This window comes from Acinetobacter sp. ANC_7634 (genome assembly GCF_056779875.1).
The window spans coordinates 717,340-742,067 of sequence record NZ_JBWYIT010000001.1; the positions used below are offsets into that span (position 1 = coordinate 717,340).

The following is a 24,728-nucleotide window of genomic DNA, read 5'->3' on the forward strand; positions in this document are numbered from 1 at the left end:
AGTAGTAATCAACTCCTTCTCATCTTAATTTTATTAGGTATCACGTTTGTAGAAATATTAATTTGGAAAAGTTTTTTTGAAGATTATAAATTTTGATATAGAAAATACAGATGGGCAGTTTAAAACGACAGCATTAGTTATGGTTTTAGCAGCTATAGCTGCCGTTTTGGTTGGATTTTTACTTCAAGGGTGCAAATTATAAACACTATAAGAAGTCATTCAGTACAAGTATTGATGAATAGTAGGAATTCTACTGCGTATATTGCTAAGGTTGATATTGCAACCAAAATAAGAAGGAATTTGGGGAAGGATCAAAACGTAGAGTCAAAAGATAAAGTGCAATTGACTAGAGAAAAATTTAATTCATTGGAAGATGAGGAAAAATCGGCTGTAACATATTTATTAAATTTTTTGGAATTTGTAGCAATTGGAATCAGACATAACAACTTAGCTGAAGACTTAATAAAAAGTAGTTTCAAATCAATACTTAAAGCTAATTACAACCTCTTCCAACCTGTAATTGAATATTTAAGAGAGATTGATAGTCCTAAAATTTACAATCAACTCGAAATTTTGCATAAAAGGTGGGAAGAGAACAAAAAACCAGAATGTATCAATTGTAAGCAAGGTATTGATGATGAAGTTCATAATAGAAAGAAACATAAATTTAATAATCTTCGGAACATTACATTAACAATTTTAACGGGCTCAGGGTGGCTAATAATGATAGCTATCATGAGATTAATAGAGAAATTAACGAAATATACAACAGAGGAAGATTTATTATGCGATAACTGCAAAACATTAAAAAAATAAGTAAAAACTTCATCACATAGTCATGTAATTATTATGAGATTGATTAACTCGTCACAATTGTTAAAATACACATTGCTTTTAATTGCTGTTGTATCAAAGTTCTTATCTTAGACTTAAGACAGCCAATCTACGGAAATTTTCAATGCTCGATATATATTTAACAGATGTTCAAAAAAATGTTCAATTTCAAGATTATCCAGGTGAACATCCTGTTAAATTTATTCTTAACTTTAAAAAAATCTTCCCAAGTATTATGGAATTACTCCTTCCTGTTCTACCTAAAGATGAAAATCTAGAAGACATGACATGGGAATCAACAACAAAAGATTTTGAAACCTTCAAACTGCTACTGACAGGTTGGGGTGTGATTGAACTGCGTCTGAATGCCATTACACAATTCAAAAATCGTGAATTTGCAGATCAGCTAGTAAAAACTGCTCAACAAAAAAGAGCGAAGTTTTCTAAAGAACAACCTAAGCTCAATACGGTAGATTTAGACTATTTGTTCATGCATGAAGTCCATACGGCGATTGATGCTGAATTAGTGGAGTTAGGTGAAAAATTCTATTTGCCAACCTTACGCTCCCTATGGAAAAACCAAGTATCGGCTCAGGTTCTTGAAGCTAAATTTTAAGCTTACATATGCCAAGACAAGCCCTCTATTATGGAGGGCTTTTTACTGTTGGGTAAAAAAAATACGAATAAAATCAGATCTTCTAATTAGGGTTCAAAATGGATAGATGTTGGTCTGATAAATGCTTAATGTAACACTACAACATATTTGATTTGTTGAATATTTAATCTTAGGTTAAGTATTTCTAATGAATTAAAAGTCAGAGTATCGTCTTTCCCCGAGGAAATACCAAAGGATTTCAGAAAATGTCGAATCAATTTTTAGATTTAATTAAAAAACGCCGTACGATTTATGCTTTAGGAAAAGCAGTTGAACAATCTCCTGAGTACTTAACAGATCTTATTCAGAATGCGATTAAACAAAGCCCATCATCTTTTAACTCTCAATCTTCACGTGCGGTAATTTTATTTAACGCTGAACATGAAAAGTTTTGGGGCTTTGTGAAAGAGAAGCTAAAGTCATATGCGAAGGACGAGGCGAGTGCAGCAAAAACTTCTGCAAAAATGGATAGCTTTTCTGCGGGCGTAGGCACTGTATTATTTTTCGAAGAAATGGATACGATCACTGACTTACAAGAGAAATATCCTTCGTATGCGGAAAACTTTCCAATTTGGGCGGAACATTCAACAGCAATGGCACAGTTTGCGGTTTGGACAGCTTTGCATACAGAAGGTTTAGGTGCAAACCTTCAACATTATAATCCGATTGTAGATGATCAAGTCCAAACTGAATGGGCTATACCAGCTTCGTGGAAACTACGCGCACAATTGGTATTTGGATCTAAGGAAGGTGAAGCTTTCGATAAAGGCTATATTGACGACGCCACACGTTTTAAAGTGTTTAAATAAAATATGGAAAAGCACTCATTGGAGTGCTTTTTTTAAACCCATAAATAGCCTAAGCAATATTCATATTTCGAACGTTTTTCCCATGTAATACATAATATAAGACAATGCAAAATAAAGTACCAATAGCACTATATAAATAGAGTTGTTGGTAACTGATCAAGTCTAAAGCTAAACCTAAGAAATAAGGACCGAATCCTAAACCTGCATCTAAAAAGATAAAATAAGTTGAGGTTGCAAATCCCATCCGTTCCAAACTAGTACTTTTTACTGCTATTGTTTGGCAAATTGATTGGATATTACCGTATCCTAAACCTAATAATCCTGCGCAAATCAACAAAAGACCCGAACTGTTAGCTTGGCTCAACAAGAAGAATGCAAGTGCCATAATGAGAAAGGCCGGATACATAATTATATTTTCGCCTTTCTTATCCATCAGTGGTCCTGTAATAGGACGAGAGAGCAGAATTGTTAACGCATAAATGAGAAAGAAAAACGATGCTGCTTCAACCAGATCGATTTCTTTGGCATAAAAGTTAATAAACGATAGAACACCAGAGTAGAAGAGGGAGCTTACCAACATGATCAGAGCAATGGGTAAGGCGCTCTTTTCAATATACTGAGATAGAAAACTATTTTGAGTATGTGCCTGATCAGGTATAGACGAAACCTGATGCAATTGAGGAACTTGAATAAATAATGCTGTAATTAAACATAAAACCGCAAGGATTGAAGATAGGGAAAAAATAATGTTGTAACTGACATGAAGCATTAGCCAGATTGCCAAAAATGGTCCAATTGCAGTTCCTAAAGTACTACTCATACTGTAGTAACCTATACCTTCACCACGACGAGTTGCTGGAATAATTTGAGCGATCATTGTGCCAAATACGGTGGAGGCAACCCCCATCATAAAGCCATGCAAGAATCGAACGATTAATAAAGTTCCAACCTCTAAATGGAGAAAATAAAAGCCTGAAAATATCAGAAATCCAGTGAGTCCGACCAGCATGGTGACTTTAGAACCGAATTTAACGAGGAATTTAGCCACCAATAAACGACCAATCAGTGTACCCACAATAAAAAGTCCTGATACTAAACCAGCCTGCGCCGTCGTCGCTCCAAGTTCTGCTATCGAAAATCCCACAATGACAATAACAAGAAGATAAAAAGTCAGTACCAATTGAAAGTTAATTAAACTGACCAAAATAAAATTACGTGTCCAAAGAGGCTGATCAACCTGATTTGAGGAAATACTCATAACTCCTCCACAATATTTAAGCTTTTATCACGCTCTAAAATAGACAAAAACAGCTGAAGTGTCTCAGCACTCTGAGCGATGTCTTCAGGATTTATTTGATTCAAAAACTGTTGTTCAAATTGATTAATCTGAATTGTACAAATTTGATAAAGATCTCTACCTTTTTCGGTTAATTGAATTAATTTTTGGCGTTTATCAGATGATTCTAAAAACTGAATAACATCTAATTTATGTAAAGTATTAATGCGTTTTGCAATTGATGGTTTCGAAACATTGAGTTCATGAGCCAAATCAATTGAAGTGATGGAGTCATGATCATAGATATGATAAATCAACTGCCACATTGAATAGTTCAGTTGGTATTGAGCCAAGATATCATTTAAACGGTCACTAAAGAGTCGCGCACTTCGCAGCAATACGACACGGAATTTGGGAGAGTTTTGCATATAGTTAACCAAGCTAACTAGTTTGTTGGCTTGAATTTACGCTCAATTATTAGACGAATCAAGCGTAATGAACTTATTGATAATCAGGGTATTGAAAATATTAGTTTTTTTGTTTTCTAAAAGTACTTGGTCGAATAGGACGGGTCCCGCGCCATAGACCACGTTTATTGCGTTTTGCATTATCTTGCAGCGAGATCATATATTTTAATTGCTTTGGATCACGTATGTATTCTTCGTAAACCCACGCACCACCACGCCTCACTAATTCTTCATTCATATTCTTGCGATAGAGGTAGACCACACCTACGCAACGTCCATAACGATCAATATCAGTGATTTTTACACGAACAATTTTACCTTGAACCATTTTCTTAACTAAACGTTGAGATTCAAGCCCATAACTTTGATTAGATTCAGGCGCATCTACAAAAGCAAAGCGTAATTTAGTTTTAGAACGTCTCAAATTCAAACGATGGCAGGAGAGGGTGTCACCATCACTCACCGCTGTAACACGGCACCAATAAGTTTTTCCTTTTTTAAAAGGTTTAAATACTTGAAGAAGATAAATTCTTACTTGTCTAAAAATGATAAGAAGTAATAAGCATAAAATCGCACCTAGCCCAATAAGCCATGATGCAGGGAGTTGATCAAACATAGAAAACACAAGAGAAAACAAGCCTTAATATGATAAATCAACTCGAAGTGAGTGTTTGATTCAATATTGAACAGATGGTGTTCACACAGATTTTCAACTAAATAGCCTAAGCAAAAATTTTATTAATTTCTGAAATTAAATATTCAAACTTTTGATGTGATGCTAATTGTGAGTTCCAATAAATTCCCATTTTCATTAAAGGAAATTCAACAGGAAGTTCAGAAATTTTTAAATCTTGAGGTAATTTCAAATTTTTTAAAATACTAAAAGGTAAGGTTAGCAATGTGTCAGGATACTCCTTCAAAATTTGTAGTGCTGTTGAATAGTGTTGACAGCGTAAAAAAATATCACGTTGAATATTCAACTTTTTAAAATGTAAATCTTCAATAAGCACACCAGAATGCCTTGATGAAACACCAATATGTTGGGCATGTTTGTATTGTTCTAAATTTTCGATGGTTGTCAAACCACATATGACAAAGCGATCATTCACTAAAGGGTTAAAATAAATTTTCTCATCAACTTTCTGTTGAAGATCGACCACTAAATCAAGTTGCTGTGACAATAAATCTTTTGCCCAATTAGTTCGGTCTAATTTGATACTTTGAAACCGTGTCGCCAGTCCAAGATCACGAAAATGACGAATTAACTGCGGAAAAATTAAAGGCTCAATTTCATCATGAATTGCTATACGAATAGATTGAATCGTCAGTGGATCAAAAGATATATGATGAGTCGAGATATGCTGAATTGCGATTAATGTTTCTTTTATTCGTGGATAAATTTGATGTGAAAAGGGTGTCGCAACCATCTTTATACCACTTCGGATAAAAAGATCATCTTTCAATTGTAATCTTAATCGCTGTAAAGCGTGACTGGCTGCAGATTGTGTAATACACATCAAATTTGCGGCTTTACTGATACTTTGATGTTCGTATATCGCAATAAATAATGGATATAGATTGATATCAATGTGTGAAAAAGCGCTCAGATCCACAGATTCCTGATGAATTCTATTCATAAAGTAATATTTAAATAAATCATTTCATTCATAGTAGGTTTCAAGCTATGTTGATGTAAAGCGTGATGAGAATATAGTTCGAGGGATTAATGTTTCAATTAACGGAAAAAGCTAAACACTTTTATGATTTAGCACAACACTTTATTCAAGACGAAATAGAGCCTATAGAACAAGAATTTTGGCATAAAGCTCATCAATTAAATTCAAGTGATGATTGGACATCATGGATGTGGCCAGCAGAACTTGAAGTACTCAAACAAAAAGCTAAATCGCAAAATTTGTGGAATCTTTTTTTACCAGACCCAGAATTTGGTCAAGGTTTAACAGTTCAAGAATATGCACACATTGCTGAGTTAACTGGCCGTAGTTTATTGGCTCCTACGGTTTTCAATTGTAATGCGCCAGATAGCGGTAATATGGAGTTAATTTGGCGCTATGGCTCAGAACAACAAAAAGAGCAATGGTTAAAACCTCTCTTAGACGGAAAAATTCGATCCGTATTTTGCATGACTGAACCAGAAGTTGCTTCTTCAGATGCGACGAACATGCAAGCCACTGCTGTAATTGAGGGAGACGAAATTGTTTTAAATGGACGCAAATGGTGGTCTTCGGGTTTAGGCGATCCTAATGCAAAAATCATTATATTTATGGCACATACACCAGACGCAAATAAAGGTCGACATCAACAACATTCAATGGTTTTAGTTCCAGTTGAAACTGAGGGCGTAAAAATTGAAAGAATGTTACCTGTATTTGGTGATTATGATGCGCCACACGGTCATGGAGAAGTAACCTTTAATAATGTTCGTGTTCCAGTCACTCATTTTATTGGTGGAGCAGGTCAAGGGTTTGAGATTGCACAGGGGCGACTTGGTCCAGGACGTATTCATCATTGCATGCGTTGTATCGGTGCTGCTGAGAAATCATTGGAATTAATGATTGATCGTGGAATGCAAAGAAAAGCATTCGGTAAGGAAATTTTGAAACTTGGTGGTAATTTGGAAAGAGTCGCGGAAGCGCGTGTTGCCATCGATCAAGCACGTCTTTTGACCTTATATGCGGCATATAAAATGGATAAACTGGGCAATATGGCTGCACTCACTGAAATCTCTGCAATTAAAGTCGTTGCACCTAGTGTTTTGGAAAAAGTTGTCGATATGGCAATGCAAATTCACGGCGGTGCAGGTCTATCTAGAGATACGCCATTGACAGGTTTTTTTGCACAAGCGCGTGCATTACGTTTGGCAGATGGGCCAGATGAGGTGCATAAAGGCATGATTGCAAAATTGGAACTTGCGAAACGTGGTTTTTCAACTCGTCATTCTCAATAAGATGAGCACTCGATTTAAGGAAGAAATATGTCAGTTATAGATACAGCAGGGCAAGTCAGACGTGGTGAAGAGCTCGATATCGTTTCAGTCACAAACTGGTTAAATCAAAATGGTGTGGAAGTGATTGAGCCTGTAGAAGTTACACAATATTCTGGTGGAGCTTCAAACTGGACATACCGGCTAAAATATAGCAATGCAGATCTGATATTAAGAAGACCACCCGCAGGAACCAAAGCCAAATCTGCTCATGATATGGTTCGAGAACATAATGTTCAGAAAGCTTTAAAAGATCTATATCCAGTCGTGCCCAAAATGCTGGCATTATGTCAGGATGAATCTGTACTCGGATGCGATTTTTATGTGATGCAGCGAATCGAGGGAATTATACCAAGGGCAAAGCTTCCACCAGAACTAAAACTCACTAAATTTGATGTGCATCAGCTTTGTATAAATGTTTTAGACAAATTGATTGAATTGCACCAAGTTCCTTATCAAGGAACAGCACTTGAGCAAATTGGAAAAGGTGAGGGTTACTGCCGTCGTCAGGTCGAAGGTTGGGACAGTCGCTACGACAAAGCCCATACCATCAATGTTCCGACCTTTAAGTTTGTACGAAATTGGCTTAAAGACAATATTCCTGAGGATTCATCCAACTGTATTATTCACAACGATTGGCGTTTTGATAATGTCATTTTGAATCCTCAACAGCCTACTGAGGTCATCGGGGTGTTGGATTGGGAAATGGCGACAATTGGTGATCCACTTATGGATTTAGGATCAGCCTTAGCATATTGGGTTGAAGAAAACGACAATATGATCTTTAAATCGACACGTCGACAACCTACACATCTTGAAGGCATGTTTACACGTAAAGAAGTTGTGGATTATTACCTTGAAAAAACACGACTAAAGCCATCTAACTGGACGTTCTATGAAGTATTTGGGATCTTTAGATTAGCGGTCATAGCACAACAAATTTATTATCGTTATTACCATAAACAAACGGATAATCCTGCATTTAAGGATTTTTGGATTGTGATTCATGCATTACATATTCGTGCTTTAAAACTTATAGGTATACAAAAGCTTGAAGCGAATGAAATTGCAAAAACTTATCTCGCAAAATTACAGGATATTCTGCCAAGATGACGACAATATATTTGGTCAGACATGGTCAAGCTTCATTTGGTGCTGAAAGTTATGATCAGCTTTCTCAGAAAGGTGAAGTTCAAGCACGTGTGTTGGGACAATATTTTCAAAAGTTACTACAAGAGCGACCATATGTCATAGCTGGCTCGATGAAACGTCATCAGCAAACGGCGTATATCTCTTTGAATGAATGTTTTCCTGACAGTCAGATTGATATCGATCCACATTGGAACGAGTTCAATCATCAACAAGTGTTTGCAAAATATGAACCACGTTTTGCAGATCCTGCATTACTTAAAAAAGATGTTGGTCAAGCGGTAGATCCTCGTGCCTATTTAGGAAAAATTTTTGAAGGTGCAATTCAACGTTGGACTAAGGGGGATCATCATCATGATTATGATGAAAGCTGGCCTCAATTTCAGCAAAGAGTACTTCAAGGCTTGAACAAACTATGTATACAACTTGAAACAGAAAAACCTCGCTATGCCGTGGTTTATACGTCTGGTGGTGTTATATCTGTTGTTGCAGGGCATTTACTTGGTTTAAGTGCAGACAAAACTTTTGCATTGAACTGGGCAATCACCAATACCAGTTTTACCACCTTAAGATTGGTTGGTACAGAACCACAATTACTCAGTTTAAATGAACATCATTATTTAAAAGAACAAGATCGTGATTTGCTCACTTGGATTTGATCAAGGCTATATGCCATAGAGAGAAAATGGAATGAACAAAACTATATTAATTACAGGTGCAAGCTCAGGTATCGGTGCTGGGATGGCACAAGAGTTTGCAAAAAAAGGATATAACCTAGCGATCTGTGCACGTCGTTTAGAAAGGTTGTATGCTTTAAAAGATGAAATAGAACAACGCTATCAGGTAAAAGTAAGTGCGAAGGTATTGGATGTCACGGATGATGAGCAAGTCTTCAGTGTATTTAAAGAGTTTAAAGATGAGCTAGGCACTATCGATCGAGTGATAGTCAATGCTGGTGTGGGCGAAGGACGTCGTATCGGTAAAGGTAATTTTGCGATTAATAAAGCAACAGTTGAAACTAATTTTATTTCTGCGATGGCACAATGTGAAGCAGCGGTCGAAATTTTTAGATCTCAAAATTCAGGACATTTAGTTGTAATTTCGTCGATGAGTGCTTTGCGTGGTATGCCAAAACATCTTACAGCTTATGCTGCCAGTAAAGCGGGAATTGCGCATTTAGCCGAAGGGATTCGAGCTGAACTTCTTGGAACACCAATTAAAGTTTCAACGATTTATCCTGGTTACATTCGAACTGAAATTAATGAAGGTGCTGGAAAATTACCTTTTGAGGTCGATCAAGCCACAGGATCACGACTATTAGCTGAAGCAATCGAAAAGCAACCAGCCAAAGCATATGTACCAAAGTGGCCATGGTTGCCATTGGGTTTTGCAATGAAGGTTTTACCGCTTCAGCTCGTCAATAAGCTGAGTTAAAAGAACGTCTTATAAATCCCACATTTAGTGGGATTTATTTTTAAAGAAATTTTTCAAAGCATCTTGTATGACGATTTGCCAAACGGCATATGAATGTCCGCCTATATATTGTTGATAGTGAACATTGTGTCCCTGATCGACTAAATCCTGAGCGACAATCGGAGAGGTTTCTAGAATGCTTAAGCTATTATTTTGTCTCGAATATTCATAGCTATTGGCTGAAATATACCAATTGAGTTTCTTTGTATTGTCTAATGTTGAAGCTCTGATCAGTTTACTCATACCATTGATTGTATCATTTGGATCAGATTTCCACCAAAATGAACCAGAAAGTGGCACGACGTGACTAATATCATTGGATGTTTTTAACGCCAAATAAGCAGAACTCAGACCACCTAAACTTGAACCCAATAAGACTGTTTTGTTGTCATCACGTTGGTATGGCAAATGTTGACTGATCCAAGGCAATAATTCTTCTTGAAAAAACTGTGTGTATTCTGGATTGGGGCTAAGTTCTTTAGCACGTAATTGATCATTAGGATGTCCAACAAAAACAGCCTGTATAGGTGGGAGTTGCTGTTGTTGAACCAACTGATCTAATATCTGGGGAACTTTAACTAAATGCGCATATTGCTCACCATCAAAAAAAATCAGAGTGATATATGATTTTCCGACTTGAGGTGGAGTTGCATAAATCTGAATAAGACGATCATTTCCCAAAACTTTACTTCTCAACACGGATGAAACTAATTGTTTTTCACTTTTTTCAGCCATTTGAGTTGGATCAATAAAATTGGGCGCTCGACTGAGTTTTGCGATATTTTCATTCCTCAGCGTGGTATTCGTTTTTAAGGCAATGTTTTTAGAATCAAACCACTTATGAGGATTGAAAGGGTCGAGTTGTTGTACCTTTAAAATAGCTCGACGCTGATCTCGTGATTCTTTTAAATTTGGGTTTAAATGTGGGCAGTAATTTGATAAATATCCATCGATATTCGGCGAATCCACAGCAAAACTATAACTTCCGATAAATCTTGAATCGACAATACTTTCTTTAAACCAAATATCAGTACCTTTAAGTCGAGTTAACCACTCATGATCATTACTCGGACCACCGATTAATCGCACATTGTGTTTTGCACCACGATATAAATAAATGACACGTTGGTGTGTTTCATTAAAATGTTCAATTATTGGGGTTTGATTTTTACGAATTTCCGACCAAAATTGATCGAGGAGATGATTTTTTTGCTCAGGATGCATCTGAATCTGTTTTTGGATTTGTTGAAGCACCTTACTTTTGGCATCCATATCCTCACATACAGGGGCATAGGATTGAGTGCTGACTTGTAATGAATGATTTACAGAAAGATCAGCACTTACTGCGGAACTCATTAACATCAATATAGAAAAAAATTTGATAGGATGATTCATGGATTTTAGCCTTGAATTAATTATGTAAATGATAATTATTTTCAATAATAAATAGCAATGAAAATATCAAAAAATCGTTTAAAATAGGAAATATCAAAACCTAAAATCAATTACATGTTTCTTAAATTAGCGACAATCGCACTCGTTCCAGCTTTACTTGTGCAAGGTTACCAAGTCAAGAAAAATACACCTCGTTTAGCAGAAGCTTTGGGGGAAAGAAATGGTTTGGTTGGGAATGGTCCTCAAATATCAATTTTAATTTTAGGCGATTCAGCTGCTGCTGGTGTGGGTGTGCAATTTCAAGAAGATGCGTTAAGCGGAACATTATTACAGGAACTTAGAGATCATTTTCAAATTCGCTGGTCATTAATCGCAAAAACTGGAAATTGTACTTCAGATGTGATTCGAACTATACATGCTATTAATGATGATCAGTTTGATATTGTAGTAACTTCGATAGGGGTCAATGATGTAACACAGCTCATCTCACCGCAAAAATGGATCTGCCTACAAGAACAATTATATTCACTGATCGCTGAGAAATTTTCACCCAAGCTCATTATCGCGACTGGAGTTCCACCGATGAATGAGTTTCCTGCATTACCAAATCCTTTAGCTTGGTTGTTTGGAAAATATGCCTATCAAATGAATGTTGAATTGGAAAATTGGATTGAAACACAACCAAAATTTGAATTGGTTAAATATGATTTGGATGAGTATAAACAACTCAATTTGAAGATGGCTGAGGATGGATTTCATCCAAGTAAAGAAATCTATCAGCTTTGGGCAAAAAAAATTAGTTCGATTATTCAAAATCACTTTAGATCGAAAAGTTAGACCGAAATTTGATATGACTGATATCGAAACACATCCACTTGAGCCATTTGTACCTCAACAAGCCAAATTGCTCATGCTTGGCAGTTTTCCTCCGCCGAAAGCAAGATGGAAAATGGATTTTTATTATCCGAATTTTCAAAATGATATGTGGAAAATATATGGGTTAATCTTTTTTCAAGACTCTCATTATTTTCTAGACCGTGAAAATAAACAATTCAAAGAGCAAATGCTGAAAGATTTTCTAAATGAGTTGGGCATTGCAATATTTGATACAGCCTATCAAGTACGGCGTTTGAAAGACAATGCCTCAGATCAATTTCTAGAAATCGTTACACCGACAGATATGTTTCTATTGCTTAAAAAAATTCCATATTGTCGAGATATTATGACCACAGGTGATAAAGCAACTGAGACCTTATTAAAGTCAATGAATGCGTCTGTACACACTAAAGTTAAAATGGGTACAGTCGTGGATCTGCAATTTGATAACAAAGATATCCGAATTCATCGTATGCCATCTTCTTCAAGAGCTTATCCTTTAGCTCTTGAAAAGAAAGCCGAATACTATCGTGAACTTTTCCAGTCAATTGGATTAATTTAACAACCTGTTAAAGTCAATCGAGATGCTTATTACACATCATAATCTACATAATCCCACAAGTTTAAACGTGATTTAATTTCTTTACGAATATGTGGAAGCATATTGAGTAGAGTACCATCAATCCATAAAGATAATGCTTGAGCAGATAATTCTTGTCCTTCTTCATCAACTAAGCGGGCACCCTTCACAATCACGAGCGTTTGTTCTGAGACAGAGGTTTCAATGCCTTTGAAAAAAACTTGTAACTCATGACCATTGTCTAAAATTAACCAAGCCAAATCAATTTGAACATTATGGTTAGATTTTAACGTGATAGAACCTTCAACTAAGTCTTCATCAGTAAGGCAATCATAATCAACACTAATTTTAGCTAAATACCATTCATGCTGAGATAAATCTTCAAGTGATAAAAAAGGGGTGAGTATGTCGTTCAGATTATACTGTCGACTAAGATCAAAAAATTGCATGGGAGTAGAGTAGAACCAAGGGTTCAAAAAATAAAACGTGAATAATAATGCAATTTATCCTGGTTGTACAAACCAGTCACAACAAAGAATTTACATCATCCATTCGATTGGGAGATAGGACAAAGACTTGAACATAAATCTCTGAAAACGAGTCGTTTCAGGGTCATGATCATGTATTAACTTTTCTTCACCTCGTTGTTCTTCCCATCTTAAGTTTTGATGTGCATCCAAATGTAGCTGATAGGCAACTTTGGGAAGATTTTCATCTAAAGATTGAGATATCTCTGTTTTAAAATCGGCTGACTCAATGATCAGTCCAAGTTCAGTATTCAAATACGCTGAACGTGGATCAAAATTGAATGTTCCAATAAAAACTTTATCATCTACAGTAAAAAATTTAGCATGAAGACGCGACGCATTTTTTCCTTTCGCAGGAATAACATTACCCGTCATAATTTCATACCAAGTCCGATCAGACCGTTCAATATAAGGTTTAAACTCGTAAAGTTTTACATCTGACCTTAAGAGTGGGGTTCGATATTTTTGATAAAATGCATGAACAATCGGGACATCATTTGCCAAATATGAGTTTGTTAAAACTCGAACTTTGACATTCTGCTCACTCAATTGTTTGAGGAAAGACTCACCATGAACAGTAGGAACAAAATAGGCAGACACCAAGTTTATTTCTTGAGCAGGTTTCCCCATAATGGATTTGAACTGATTAAACAGCAGTTCATGAGATTGAGCTTTCGCTCTGATTTTATTGGGGCTGTCTGCAACAAAATGAGCTTTAGACCAACGAATAGGATGTTTTTTTAAATTTTCTTCTAAAAAACGTTCTGCTTGATCAATACGTTTTTTAGTTTCAGCACCTTGAAAATTTTGCTTGGTTGAATAATGCGATCTTAAATACGCTAATTCTTTTTGAGACTGAGGAATTATTTGCTGAATATTATAACTCAGCTCATCATTCCAAAATTGGTGAAACACCGTGTTTGCAGCTGAAACTGATTGCCCTGCAAATAAAATATCCATATCCGCGAATTGAAAATTGTCACTGGCATCAAAATATTCATTACTGATATTACGCCCCCCAGTAACAGCAATCGCTCCGTCAGCAATAATCAGTTTGTTATGCATTCTATGATTGACTTTATTAAAGCGAAACACATAATCCAAAACTCTAAAGCTGCGAAATTTGTAGGGATTAAATAGCTTAATTTCGATATTAGGATGTTTAGACAATGCACTTAAGGTCGAGTCTAATTGAGTGCCATTTTGATCATCAATTAACAGTCGAACCTTCACATTACGATCAGCTGCTTTGAGTAGGTCAGACAATAAATGCTGACCTATCACATCATTTTCCCAGATATAGTACTGTAAATCGATCGTATGATTTGCTTCACGTATTAAATGAACACGTGAAGCCATACTCATAAAAGGATCATGAAGTGGTAAAAATGCAGTTAAACCTTGTTCAATATTGCGTTTTGTTTCTGGTGTATTACTGAGCCAAAGTGCGGTATGAGGTTGGATTGGGGCTTGTTTTATACTTGTATTCATCGCCAAATTACATCCAGTTAAAATAAAGAATGTGAGTAAACACAATATATGTCGCAACATAAGCATCAAAGCTGTCGTTCCTAAATCTTATTATTCAGTTGTATGGCTATAATATCATCAATCAAATAGTTGAATGTTTTTATCAAAAGCGGTTACTGTAACTTATCTGTTAAATCTTAATTTACAAAGGAAGTTTTCATCATGAAATCTCGTGCAGCGGTGGCATTCGGTCCAGGTCAGCCATTACAAATTGTTGAATTAGATGTTGCTCCACCACAAGCTGGTGAAGTATTGGTGAAAATTACGCATACAGGTGTTTGTCATACTGATGCATTTACACTTTCTGGTGAAGACCCAGAGGGCGTATTCCCTGCGGTACTTGGTCACGAAGGTGCAGGTATTGTGGTTGAAGTTGGTGAAGGCGTGACCAGTGTAAAACCAGGTGATCATGTCATTCCACTTTATACTGCAGAATGTGGCGAATGTTTGTTCTGTAAATCAAATAAAACAAACTTATGTGTCTCTGTACGTGCCACTCAAGGTAAAGGTGTTATGCCTGATGGAACGACTCGATTCTCTTATAACGGCGAACCTATTTACCATTATATGGGGTGTTCAACATTCAGTGAATACACAGTTGTTGCCGAAGTATCGTTAGCAAAAATTAATCCTGAAGCAAACCCTGAACACGTTTGTTTATTGGGTTGTGGCGTGACGACTGGTATTGGTGCGGTTCACAATACTGCAAAAGTACAGGAAGGTGATACTGTTGCTGTGTTCGGTTTAGGTGGTATTGGTTTAGCAGTTGTTCAAGGTGCTAAACAAGCCAAAGCTGGCCGAATTATTGTAGTGGATACTAATCCAGAAAAATTTAAATTGGCTGAGCAGTTTGGTGCTACAGATTTCCTCAATCCTAAGGACTATGATCAACCTATTCAACAAGTCATTGTAGAGATGACTGGCTGGGGTGTTGATCATTCATTTGAGTGTATCGGTAATACAAACGTAATGCGCTCAGCGCTTGAATGTGCACACCGTGGTTGGGGGCAATCTGTCATTATCGGTGTGGCTGGTGCAGGTCAAGAAATCTCAACTCGTCCATTCCAATTAGTGACTGGACGTAAATGGATGGGTACAGCATTTGGTGGTGTAAAAGGTCGTACTCAATTACCAAAAATGGTTGAAGATGCGATGAAGGGTGACATTCAATTAGAACCTTTTGTTACTCATACTATGGGGCTAGAAGACATTAATAAAGCCTTTGACTTAATGCACGAAGGTAAATCAATCCGTACAGTTGTACATTTTTAATTGGGCAATAAAAAACGGGCGATATGCCCGTTTTTTGTTTTTAAGCGGTAGCTTTCAAAACTTCTGCAATTGATTCAGCCACATAATCAATATTATTCAAGTTTAATCCTGCTGCGCACATACGGCCACTACGGACTAAATAAATACCATATTTATCTTTCAAAATATCCACTTGTTCGCCAGTCAAACCTGTATAACTGAACATACCTTGTTGTTTTACTAGATAGCTAAAGTCACGTTCAGGCAGAGCCGCACTCAATTTAGCATTTAACAATTCACGCATTTTAATAATACGTTCACGCATTTCTTGTAATTCAGCTTGCCATTGAGCAGTTAGATCTGCGTTGTTTAACACGTTTTCAACCAACAATGCACCTGTGCTCGCTGGACTAGAATAAATACGGCGTACAGTTGCTTTTAATTGTCCAAGCACTTTTTGAGCAGTAGCTTTATCATCACAGACAAATGTTAAGCCGCCGACACGCTCACCATACAGTGAGAAGATTTTTGAGAATGAATTACTCACAATGAAATTCATACCTGATTTATCTAAAGCACGAATAAGGTATGCATCTTCTTCAAGACCTTTACCGAAACCTTGGTAAGCGATGTCAAGGAATGGAATAAGATCATTCGTCTTAAGTACTTCGATCACTTGATCCCATTCTGCTGGCGTTAAATCTGCACCAGTTGGGTTATGGCAGCAAGGATGAAGCAAAACAATACTTTTTGCTTTTAGTGTTTTTAATTCCTCAAGCATTGCTGGAACGTTAACGCCATTTGTATCAGCATCAAAATAAGGATAGAAATGAGATTGGATACCAGCGCCATTAAAAATTGCGATATGGTTATCCCAAGTTGGCTGACTTACCCAGATATCTGACTCAGGGAAATATTTTTTCAAAAAATCAGCACCAACTTTAAGTGCACCTGAGCCACCAAGTGTTTGAATCGTGACAGCACGACCATCTTTACGCGCTTGACTATCAGGACCTAAAACTAATGCTTGAGTCGCTTCGTTATAAGATTTCAAACCATCCATTGGTAAATAAAGTTTAACTTTATCGTTGCTCGGTTCAATATTTTTGTACGCAGCTTTGACCGCATTTAACTGAGGTACAATACTGTCTTCGTTATAATATAGACCAATACTCAAATTCACTTTTTGAGTACGCTCATCTTTACTATATTCTTCCATAAGTGAAAGAATAGGGTCACCTGCATAAGCATCTACATGATGAAACATGGTCTAAATTTCCTAAAATGTTCAAAGTAAAAAGTTTAATCGGATAATATATATAATTTCCGCACGATCACAAGATCGAATTACAGGACTAATTTTTATAAAACTCAATACTTTTACTTATAACCGAATTTTTTTGATTGTCTTTAATTTACTGAATTATATAAATAAAAATTAAACTAACACCAAAATACAAACTCTACTGTTAGAATTTGAATCACATTTTTAAAGCTATTTGAGTATATATATGCGACTAAATGCTGAGATCACCAAATCAAATGCGAATCAACGTCAACCTGCTCTTGTTCTGATTCATGGTCTTTTTGGTAGTTTATCGAACCTCGGCATGCTCGCGAGAGCATTTCAGGAAACGCATGATGTCATCCAAATTGATTTGCGTAATCACGGTTTATCACCTCATTCTAATCAAATGAGTTATCAACTCATGGCGCAAGATGTTGTAGAAACTTTAGATGATATGAATGTGCAACAATTTCACATCATTGGTCATTCGATGGGGGGGAAAGTTGCCATGCACTTAGCAAACCTTGTACCACATCGAGTAGTTAAGTTGATTGTACTTGATATGGCACCCGTCGCTTATCAAAAATCTCATCATGATCAAATTTTCAAAGCTTTAGAAGAAGTTCAAAAAGCTCAAGTTGTTTCAAGAAAGGAGGCAACCGAGTTGATGCAGAAATATATTAATGAAATTGGCGTTATTCAATTTCTGCTCAAATCTTTCCGCAATGGACATTGGCTATTCAACTTAGATGCACTTAAACAACAATATTTTCAGATTTTGTCATGGGAACGTCTTAATCCACAATCGAATGAAACTTTGTTTTTAAAAGGAGAATTATCCGATTATATTAATCTCGAGCGTGATAACGATCTTATTCGGTTCCAATATCCTAAAGCTAAATTTGTGACGATTGATGGCACTGGACATTGGTTACATGCAGAAAAACCAAGTGAGGTGATCAAAAACATTAAAGATTTTTTATAATAAATTAATAATAAGTTTAGATTATTTTTATATTATTCAACACCTACTTAATATAAGTAGGTATTTTTTTAATTAAAATCGGAATTATTTAATTCTAAGATGTCGAATTATCAAATAAATTCATTATTGTGTCGTATTTCATTATTTTTTATGCATTTTGTCTATTTAATATTCACAAGTGATAAAAATTATGTATCATGCAGAAATGGTATTTGTATTAATTTAGTCCATTTAAGTGTTATTATTATCACGTATTTTAAAATTAATGATGATTAATAATCATTATTAACTAAATTTAAATACTGATTAATTAAATTCTAAATTTTTACGCTGATTTTTGTATTCGTCATTTTGATGGGTTGTTATTTTCGAATAGGTGAACTATGAGCATTCTGGATCTGAATAGAGCTGATCATTTACAGTCCAAAGCTGTGCCTTTGCATCTAACACTGTCAGATGACTTTAAATTTGCACTCGATTTACTGCCCAATTTGATTTGGGTCAGTCACACCAACTCAGGGTATTGTAATCTCGCACTTAAACAATATATCGGTGCGGATACGCAAATCTTACGTGACGTAGACTGGCTTAAATTTGTTCATCCTGATGATGCTGAACATCTTTATCAGATTTGGAATGATGCTCAAAAAAACGGTCAGAAATTTGAAAAAGAGTGTCGTATAAAAAATAAATCAGGTGAATATCTTTGGTTCTTAATGCTTGCTGAACCTAAGGTGATTCAATCCAACCAGCAAAATTGGATGATAAGTTGCACAAATATCCATGATCGTACAATCAAAATGCGTGAAACTGCTGAGGCCTTGCGTGCGAATACAGATATGCTCGATGTCAGCGTAGACTGTATAAAAATTATCACACCAGATGGCAAGCTTGAACACATGAACAAATCTGGATGCATGGCATTACTGGGTCAAGAGCGTGTTAAGAAATTTGGAATGGATTGGTTAACGCTGTTACCACCTGAAGTACGTGAACAGGGGGCAAAAGCGATTAAAACAGCAGCTCGAGGGAAGAATGCCCGTTTTGCGGGGATGAGCACACACGGCGATACTGTGATGTATTGGGATAATATTTTAACACCTGTGCATGATGAACAAGGAAATACGACCAGTATTCTCTGTGTATCACGTGATATTACCCGTCAACGTGTTGCCGAAGCTAAACTAAAAATCAGCAGTGAATATGATGATCTGACTGGTCTGATGAATCGTCGTGCCTTCAAAAATAAATTAAAAGCGGCGATTTCACAAGCAAATCGTGAAAAAACACTTATTGGTATGATGTTTATTGATCTCGATCATTTTAAAAACATTAACGATACTTTAGGTCATCCTGCTGGAGATCATCTACTTAAAGTCTTATCTAAACGTCTGCAAAAGAGTTTGGATCGCAAGTGTATTGTTTCACGTTTAGGTGGAGATGAATTTGCAATTATTGTCTCAGGGATGACCTCAGAAGAAGAATTACATCAAACTACACAGAAAGTGCTTAAACAAAATATTGCCCCCATTACTTATGCAGGAAAAGTGATTAATAGTGGGATGAGTATTGGATGTGCCATTTATCCTAAAGATGCTCAAGATGTATTCGGATTGATGAAATGTGCGGATACCGCTCTAAATGATCTTAAAGAAAAAGGTCGTGGTGGGTATCGTATGTATGATGACGAAATGTTTGCACTTGCTGAAAAGAAGATGCAACAACTTGATACTGCTCGCTATATCATACAGGACAATTTAATCGAACCGTATTATCAACCTAAGGTTCGCTTAGATAACTGTCAGCTAATCGGATTTGAGGCTTTGATGCGTTGGCATGATACACAGCAGCAACTTCATTATCCAGCTTCAATCTCAGAAGCGTTTAACGATTATGAGCTGGCCAGTAAAATCAGTGAAATCATGCATCAAAAGATTTTCAGTGACATGGCAGATTGGATGTCTAAGGGCGTTCAACTTGTACCGATCTCAATTAATGCCTCTCCAGTTGAATTCATGCGTGACAATTATGCAGAATTGTTAATTCAACGTTTAGAACGACATCAAATTCCTGCTCATTTAATCGAGGTTGAGATTACAGAACATATTCTGGCTGAGCGTGGAATAGAATTTGTGATTCGAGCACTACAAAAGCTCAAAAATTATGGTCTTCGAATCTCATTGGATGATTTCGGAACCGGTCATTCTTCAATGACGCATTTAAGAGATTATCCTGTCGACTGTCTCAAGATTGATTATGCTTTTGTGAATCGAATGAATGAGGAGAAGTCAATCAATTCAATTGTAGAGGGCATTGCTAAGCTCGGACCTATTCTGTCATTGGATGTGATCGCAGAAGGTGTCGAAACATGCCAACAGCTCTTAAGTCTTCAGGATGTTGGCTGTGCATATGGTCAAGGCTTTTTATTTAGCCAAGCGATTTGTAAGTCTGAGGCTGAGCAACTGATGCTCAAACAAGTATGTGCTATAAAAGATTGGCTTCCTACAGATAAGCAATAAACCATTGATATATTTGAGTTATGATTGATATAACAATATTTTTTATATAAATTGCTTGTCAATCAGTCTATTTATGCGTATTTTACTTTTAAGGGTTATATTTTAGATAATTTGATGAAAACGACACACTTGATTACTAACGCTTATTATTATTTTTGGCAATTTAACATCTAGTTGCCTAGACGCGTTCGGGCAACAAAAATGTTGCCCATCAAGTTTATACCTGATTGGCAACACCAATCAGGTTTTTTTTCATCTCAACAAATATAGGAGCATCTCATGAAAACATTGAATACTTTTTATTTTAGCAACGGTTATTGGTTCTATTTTAGTCAAGAACAAAACCCAGCCAATAGACACCTCACGCTCAAATAAAAGATAGGGCAATTGCTGCCCAAAGGAATTCAAGATGAATGCAATTAATTCTCAGCTTATAACCACAGCTCAACATACTTTAGAAAAAAAATTAAGCTTACCATTAGAACTAAAATCAGCTTTACCAGTTAGTCCGATAGTTTCACTTCAAATTCGTCAACATCGCCAAACAATACAAGACATTTTAGCGGGTCATGATCCACGTTTATTGGTCATTACTGGTCCATGTTCGATTCATGATCCTAAAGCAACCCTCGAATACGCACAAAAATTAAAACAACTGCAAGAACAAGTCAAAGATCAGATTTTCATCGTGATGCGTACTTATATTGAAAAACCTCGCACCACTGTAGGATGGAAAGGCTTCTTGTATGATCCAGATTTAAATGGTTCAGCAGATATTCAAAAAGGACTTGAACAGTCTAGATCACTCTTCATTCAAATTGCTGAAATGGGTTTGCCGTTGGCCACAGAAATCTTAAGCCCAATGGCAACAGGATATTTTGATGATTTGATTTCATGGGGCGCGATTGGGGCGAGAACAAGCGAGTCGCAAATTCACCGTGAAATATCTAGCCATATGCCTTATAGCATTGGGTTCAAAAACGGTACAGATGGATCAATCCAAATTGCATTGGATGCGATTCAGTCCGCTTCACAACCGCATCAATTTCTTGGTTTAAGTCAAGATGGTGGTCCAAGCATTTTATCTTCAAAGGGTAATCCGCATGCACATTTGATCTTACGTGGATCGAATCAGGGTACAAATTACCAATTATCTGAAATTAAAAAGATTCAAGAAAACAATAACCATGTACTACCAGCTTTGATTATTGATTGTAGCCATGGAAACAGCGCAAAGAATCCATTGAATCAACCTGCTGTATTAAAGCAAATTGTGAATGAACGACCTCAAACACAAGTCCGTGGCGTCATGCTAGAAAGCTTTTTAGTCGATGGCAATCAGAAAATTTCTGATCACATGACTTATGGTCAATCAGTGACTGATGGATGCTTGGGTTGGTTAAGTACAGAGCAATTGATTTTGGATGTTGCTCAACAACTCTCCTAATATAATTCGTAAAAAAGAACCCATGAAATATGGGTTCTTTTTTTTGCCTTTAAGATTTGAATGTTTGTTCAAAGCATTAAATATTTGATGAAACAGCTGAAATAACCTTATATTTCTATTAGTATTTTAAGTATTTAATATTTATAACTTGGGGAAATTAATGTTCAGTAATGAATTACTTAGCGAAGCTCGGCAATTCATGTTCAGATTGCTTAAAAGCGTTTTTGACCATGAGGGATCAGATTTATTTATTTCAGCTGATTTTCCTCCAAGTATGAAACATCAAGGTTCAATGAAGCCTTTAAGTTCTCAAGCTTTGACTGCAGAAAAAACAAAACTATTCGCTTATAGCTTAATGAATGAAAAACAAAGAGCAGAATTCGAGAGTGAATTAGAATGTAATTTTGCCATTAATGTCCCAGATGTATCGCGCTTTCGCGTGAATGTTTTTCAACAGCAACTTAATGTAGGGATGGTCATTCGTACCATTACCTCTGAAATTCCAAACTTTGAAAAGTTGAAATTACCAGAAACATTGAAAGATGTGGTGATGGAAAAGCGAGGTTTAATTCTAGTGGTTGGTGGCACTGGATCGGGTAAATCTACTTCACTTGCTGCCATGATTGATTACCGTAATGAGAACTCAGCAGGGCACATCATTACTGTAGAAGATCCAGTTGAATACGTGCATAAACATAAAAAATCAATGGTCACTCACCGAGAAGTCGGAGTGGACTGTCACTCATGGCATAATGCGCTTAAAAACACACTTCGTCAGGCACCAGATGTAATTTTAATTGGCGAAATCCGTGATACGGAGACCATGGAGCATGCGATCGCTTTTGCAGAGACTGGTCATCTGTGCTTAGGCACGTTGCATTCGAATAATGCCAATCAAACCTTAGATCGAATTATCAACTTTTTCCCTGAAGAACGGCGCAATCAGTTGCTTATGGATCTTTCATCAAATATGAAAGCCATTATTTCTCAACGTTTAGTTCGAACTGAAGATGGTGTCGGACGTAGAGCTGCTGTAGAAGTCATGCTAAATACACCTTTAGTTTCTGATTTGATTTTGAAAGGTAACTTTCATGAGTTGAAAGAAATTATGACCAAGTCGCGAGAACTTGGTATGCAAACATTTGACCAAGCACTATTTGATTTATATAACGAAGGTGCGATCAGTTATGATGAAGCCATTCGTAATGCTGACTCTAAAAATGAATTACGTCTACAGATTAAGCTAAAAAGTACACGCGTCCGAGAGAATGCTGAAACCTCTTCACAAACCTTCAGTATGTTTGATGAAGATGCAGAGAGCTAATTAAATAAAAAAGCCTTCATCTGAAGGCTTTTTTTTGGACAAATTTTTAGCTATCTAGACCGTTTTAACTTTAGTTTGAACAACGAAGCGGTAAAATAGCAAGCTCAAAAGCGTCAATATCGCGCATAATATATATGCAATCGAATACTGATAGTGTGTGATCACAATACCTAGAATAAAAGAACCTAATGCGATGCCAATATCGTAAAAGGTGTAAAAAGTTGAACTCGCATGTCCAACTCGTTCACGTGCAACAGCTTGAATGGCTTGCGTTTGGAGACATGGCTGAGCAGACCCAAAGCCTATGCCAATAAAGACAGCAGATATCAATAATCCGGCAGCAGAATGAATTTGGCTTAGAATGAATAGCCCAATGCTAAAGCTCACAATCGCTGGATAGACAACGTAGGCAGGACCCTTAGAGTCATATAACTTTCCTGTGAAGGGTCTTAGAAGCATCATGGAAATTGCAAAAACAGCAAAGAATAAGCTCGCATAGGTCAATAAATTTTTTGATTCAGCATATGTCGAGATAAAGGACATGATACTTGCATAAGAAAATGAAATGAGCATCGCCATCATCGCAACAGGTAAAGCTTTAATCTCAACAAAATCATGAACACTAATTTTAGTTTTGCGCTTAACAGTTTGAAATTGTGTCTGGATCGGAATCAAAAAGCAGAACAAATAACCAATAAAAACAATTGCAGCTAAAAGTGTAGCCACTGGAATATATCCCCATGGTTGAATGAGAATCAAGCCCAACATGGGTCCTAGTACAATGGCAAGATTGACTGACATGACAAAATAGCCCATGCCTTCACCTTTACGCTGATTTGGAATGAAGTCATTGACGATTGGTATCATGGCAGTGGTCAAAATACTGAACCAAATTCCTTGTAGTAATCGAATGACCAGTAATAGGGTTAGATTATCAGCAAAGATATAAGCGAAAGAGAGCAGTACAAAAAATGACTCAGAGATATAAAGCGCTTTTTTAAGCCCAATCTTCTCGATAATGAGACCGGTAAACGGTCGTATTGCGATCGATGAAGCTAGAAACAAAGTCAGTGCAAGCCCAGCTTGGGTAATATTACCATTTAAATCATTAAGAATATAAATTGGCAATATCGTTGTCTGAGCAAAATAGAAGATGAAAATAAATAAGTTATTAATTAGACACAGAATAAAAGATTTATTCCATAGATGCTCAGCATGTATAGAAGACATAGACAACCTTGAAATATTGAACCATTAAAAGCTTCAATCTGTGCCAAATAAAATTATTTTTGGTTTTGGTCAGCAATGAAGTAGGGAGAGAAGTTGAATTAATTATAAT

23 protein-coding genes are annotated in these 24,728 nt (G+C 36.4%); 14 read left to right on the forward strand and 9 right to left on the reverse strand.

Annotation, left to right across the window (positions count from 1 at the left end; genetic code table 11):
- Positions 1 to 189: 189 nt before the first annotated feature.
- The 3 genes from AC1M9A_RS03555 (at position 190) to AC1M9A_RS03565 (ending at position 2,298) form a co-directional block, all read left to right on the forward strand.
- Entirely contained in the window at positions 190 to 816 is a 627-nt protein-coding gene (locus AC1M9A_RS03555; protein WP_481609642.1) for a DUF4760 domain-containing protein, read from the forward strand.
- A 142-nt stretch (positions 817 to 958) separates the two neighbouring features.
- Positions 959 to 1,450 carry a hypothetical protein gene (locus AC1M9A_RS03560; RefSeq protein WP_481595283.1) on the forward strand — a complete coding sequence of 164 codons (492 nt, stop codon included), beginning with the start codon at positions 959 to 961 and terminating at the stop codon, positions 1,448 to 1,450.
- Between the two features lie 245 nt (positions 1,451 to 1,695).
- Complete coding sequence (locus AC1M9A_RS03565; RefSeq protein ID WP_481609643.1) at positions 1,696 to 2,298, forward strand: nitroreductase family protein; 603 nt, start codon at positions 1,696 to 1,698, stop codon at positions 2,296 to 2,298.
- Positions 2,299 to 2,347: 49 nt separating this feature from the next.
- Here the strand turns inward: AC1M9A_RS03565 and AC1M9A_RS03570 are convergent, their stop codons facing one another.
- The 4 genes from AC1M9A_RS03570 to AC1M9A_RS03585 all read right to left on the reverse strand — a co-directional run bounded on the left by AC1M9A_RS03570 (position 2,348) and on the right by AC1M9A_RS03585 (position 5,678).
- On the reverse strand, positions 2,348 to 3,556 hold the full coding sequence (locus AC1M9A_RS03570; RefSeq protein WP_481609644.1) for an MFS transporter: 1,209 nt from the start codon (positions 3,554 to 3,556) through the stop codon (positions 2,348 to 2,350).
- Positions 3,553 to 4,002: a MarR family winged helix-turn-helix transcriptional regulator gene (locus AC1M9A_RS03575; RefSeq protein ID WP_481609645.1), complete on the reverse strand. Its 450-nt coding sequence runs from the start codon at positions 4,000 to 4,002 to the stop codon at positions 3,553 to 3,555. Before AC1M9A_RS03575 ends, AC1M9A_RS03570 begins: the two co-directional genes overlap by 4 nt.
- A gap of 100 nt (positions 4,003 to 4,102) precedes the next feature.
- The gene (locus AC1M9A_RS03580; RefSeq protein WP_481595280.1) at positions 4,103 to 4,657 is read right to left on the reverse strand and encodes a thermonuclease family protein; all 555 of its coding nucleotides are present in this window, start codon (positions 4,655 to 4,657) and stop codon (positions 4,103 to 4,105) included.
- Between the two features lie 106 nt (positions 4,658 to 4,763).
- Complete coding sequence (locus AC1M9A_RS03585) at positions 4,764 to 5,678, reverse strand: LysR family transcriptional regulator (protein ID WP_481588128.1); 915 nt, start codon at positions 5,676 to 5,678, stop codon at positions 4,764 to 4,766.
- Positions 5,679 to 5,767: 89 nt separating this feature from the next.
- Here AC1M9A_RS03585 and AC1M9A_RS03590 point away from each other — a divergent pair, with 89 nt between their 5' ends.
- Genes AC1M9A_RS03590 through AC1M9A_RS03605 form a run of 4 tightly spaced genes read left to right on the forward strand, consistent with a single transcriptional unit; the run spans position 5,768 to position 9,628 of the window.
- Entirely contained in the window at positions 5,768 to 7,009 is a 1,242-nt protein-coding gene (locus AC1M9A_RS03590; RefSeq protein ID WP_481595279.1) for an acyl-CoA dehydrogenase family protein, read from the forward strand.
- A gap of 27 nt (positions 7,010 to 7,036) precedes the next feature.
- Positions 7,037 to 8,158 (forward strand): phosphotransferase family protein, encoded by a 1,122-nt coding sequence (locus AC1M9A_RS03595; protein ID WP_481609646.1) that lies wholly within the window; start codon positions 7,037 to 7,039, stop codon positions 8,156 to 8,158.
- Positions 8,155 to 8,853, forward strand: coding sequence for a histidine phosphatase family protein (locus tag AC1M9A_RS03600; protein WP_481609647.1), 699 nt, complete (start codon positions 8,155 to 8,157; stop codon positions 8,851 to 8,853). The genes AC1M9A_RS03595 and AC1M9A_RS03600 overlap by 4 nt, the downstream gene beginning before the upstream one ends.
- Positions 8,854 to 8,884: 31 nt before the next feature.
- The gene (locus tag AC1M9A_RS03605) at positions 8,885 to 9,628 is read left to right on the forward strand and encodes an SDR family oxidoreductase (protein WP_481609648.1); all 744 of its coding nucleotides are present in this window, start codon (positions 8,885 to 8,887) and stop codon (positions 9,626 to 9,628) included.
- A gap of 24 nt (positions 9,629 to 9,652) precedes the next feature.
- Here AC1M9A_RS03605 and AC1M9A_RS03610 read toward each other — a convergent pair whose 3' ends face one another.
- The gene (locus AC1M9A_RS03610) at positions 9,653 to 11,062 is read right to left on the reverse strand and encodes an alpha/beta hydrolase-fold protein (RefSeq protein ID WP_481609649.1); all 1,410 of its coding nucleotides are present in this window, start codon (positions 11,060 to 11,062) and stop codon (positions 9,653 to 9,655) included.
- A 114-nt stretch (positions 11,063 to 11,176) separates the two neighbouring features.
- Between AC1M9A_RS03610 and AC1M9A_RS03615 the strand changes: the two genes are divergently transcribed.
- Positions 11,177 to 11,899: an SGNH/GDSL hydrolase family protein gene (locus AC1M9A_RS03615; protein ID WP_481609650.1), complete on the forward strand. Its 723-nt coding sequence runs from the start codon at positions 11,177 to 11,179 to the stop codon at positions 11,897 to 11,899.
- A 13-nt stretch (positions 11,900 to 11,912) separates the two neighbouring features.
- Positions 11,913 to 12,500 carry a uracil-DNA glycosylase family protein gene (locus AC1M9A_RS03620; protein WP_092766305.1) on the forward strand — a complete coding sequence of 196 codons (588 nt, stop codon included), beginning with the start codon at positions 11,913 to 11,915 and terminating at the stop codon, positions 12,498 to 12,500.
- A 29-nt stretch (positions 12,501 to 12,529) separates the two neighbouring features.
- Here the strand turns inward: AC1M9A_RS03620 and AC1M9A_RS03625 are convergent, their stop codons facing one another.
- A complete protein-coding gene (locus tag AC1M9A_RS03625; protein WP_481587909.1) occupies positions 12,530 to 12,967 on the reverse strand; it encodes a hypothetical protein in 438 nt (145 codons plus the stop codon).
- 90 nt (positions 12,968 to 13,057) lie between these two features.
- Positions 13,058 to 14,536: a phospholipase D family protein gene (locus AC1M9A_RS03630; RefSeq protein WP_481609651.1), complete on the reverse strand. Its 1,479-nt coding sequence runs from the start codon at positions 14,534 to 14,536 to the stop codon at positions 13,058 to 13,060.
- 201 nt (positions 14,537 to 14,737) lie between these two features.
- On the opposite strand from AC1M9A_RS03630, the gene AC1M9A_RS03635 reads away from it, so the two are divergent.
- Complete coding sequence (locus AC1M9A_RS03635; RefSeq protein WP_092766302.1) at positions 14,738 to 15,847, forward strand: S-(hydroxymethyl)glutathione dehydrogenase/class III alcohol dehydrogenase; 1,110 nt, start codon at positions 14,738 to 14,740, stop codon at positions 15,845 to 15,847.
- Between the two features lie 40 nt (positions 15,848 to 15,887).
- Here the strand turns inward: AC1M9A_RS03635 and AC1M9A_RS03640 are convergent, their stop codons facing one another.
- Positions 15,888 to 17,093, reverse strand: a complete 1,206-nt coding sequence (locus AC1M9A_RS03640) for an amino acid aminotransferase (protein WP_481587911.1) — start codon at positions 17,091 to 17,093, stop codon at positions 15,888 to 15,890.
- 244 nt (positions 17,094 to 17,337) lie between these two features.
- Between AC1M9A_RS03640 and AC1M9A_RS03645 the strand changes: the two genes are divergently transcribed.
- The 4 genes from AC1M9A_RS03645 to AC1M9A_RS03660 all read left to right on the forward strand — a co-directional run bounded on the left by AC1M9A_RS03645 (position 17,338) and on the right by AC1M9A_RS03660 (position 23,389).
- A complete protein-coding gene (locus AC1M9A_RS03645) occupies positions 17,338 to 18,099 on the forward strand; it encodes an alpha/beta fold hydrolase (protein WP_481587912.1) in 762 nt (253 codons plus the stop codon).
- Positions 18,100 to 18,482: 383 nt separating this feature from the next.
- Entirely contained in the window at positions 18,483 to 20,618 is a 2,136-nt protein-coding gene (locus AC1M9A_RS03650; protein WP_180027846.1) for a sensor domain-containing protein, read from the forward strand.
- 409 nt (positions 20,619 to 21,027) lie between these two features.
- The gene (locus tag AC1M9A_RS03655; protein WP_481609652.1) at positions 21,028 to 22,065 is read left to right on the forward strand and encodes a 3-deoxy-7-phosphoheptulonate synthase; all 1,038 of its coding nucleotides are present in this window, start codon (positions 21,028 to 21,030) and stop codon (positions 22,063 to 22,065) included.
- A 160-nt stretch (positions 22,066 to 22,225) separates the two neighbouring features.
- On the forward strand, positions 22,226 to 23,389 hold the full coding sequence (locus AC1M9A_RS03660; protein ID WP_179997983.1) for a PilT/PilU family type 4a pilus ATPase: 1,164 nt from the start codon (positions 22,226 to 22,228) through the stop codon (positions 23,387 to 23,389).
- Between the two features lie 54 nt (positions 23,390 to 23,443).
- Here AC1M9A_RS03660 and AC1M9A_RS03665 read toward each other — a convergent pair whose 3' ends face one another.
- Positions 23,444 to 24,619, reverse strand: a complete 1,176-nt coding sequence (locus AC1M9A_RS03665) for an MFS transporter (RefSeq protein WP_481609653.1) — start codon at positions 24,617 to 24,619, stop codon at positions 23,444 to 23,446.
- Positions 24,620 to 24,728: the final 109 nt, after the last annotated feature.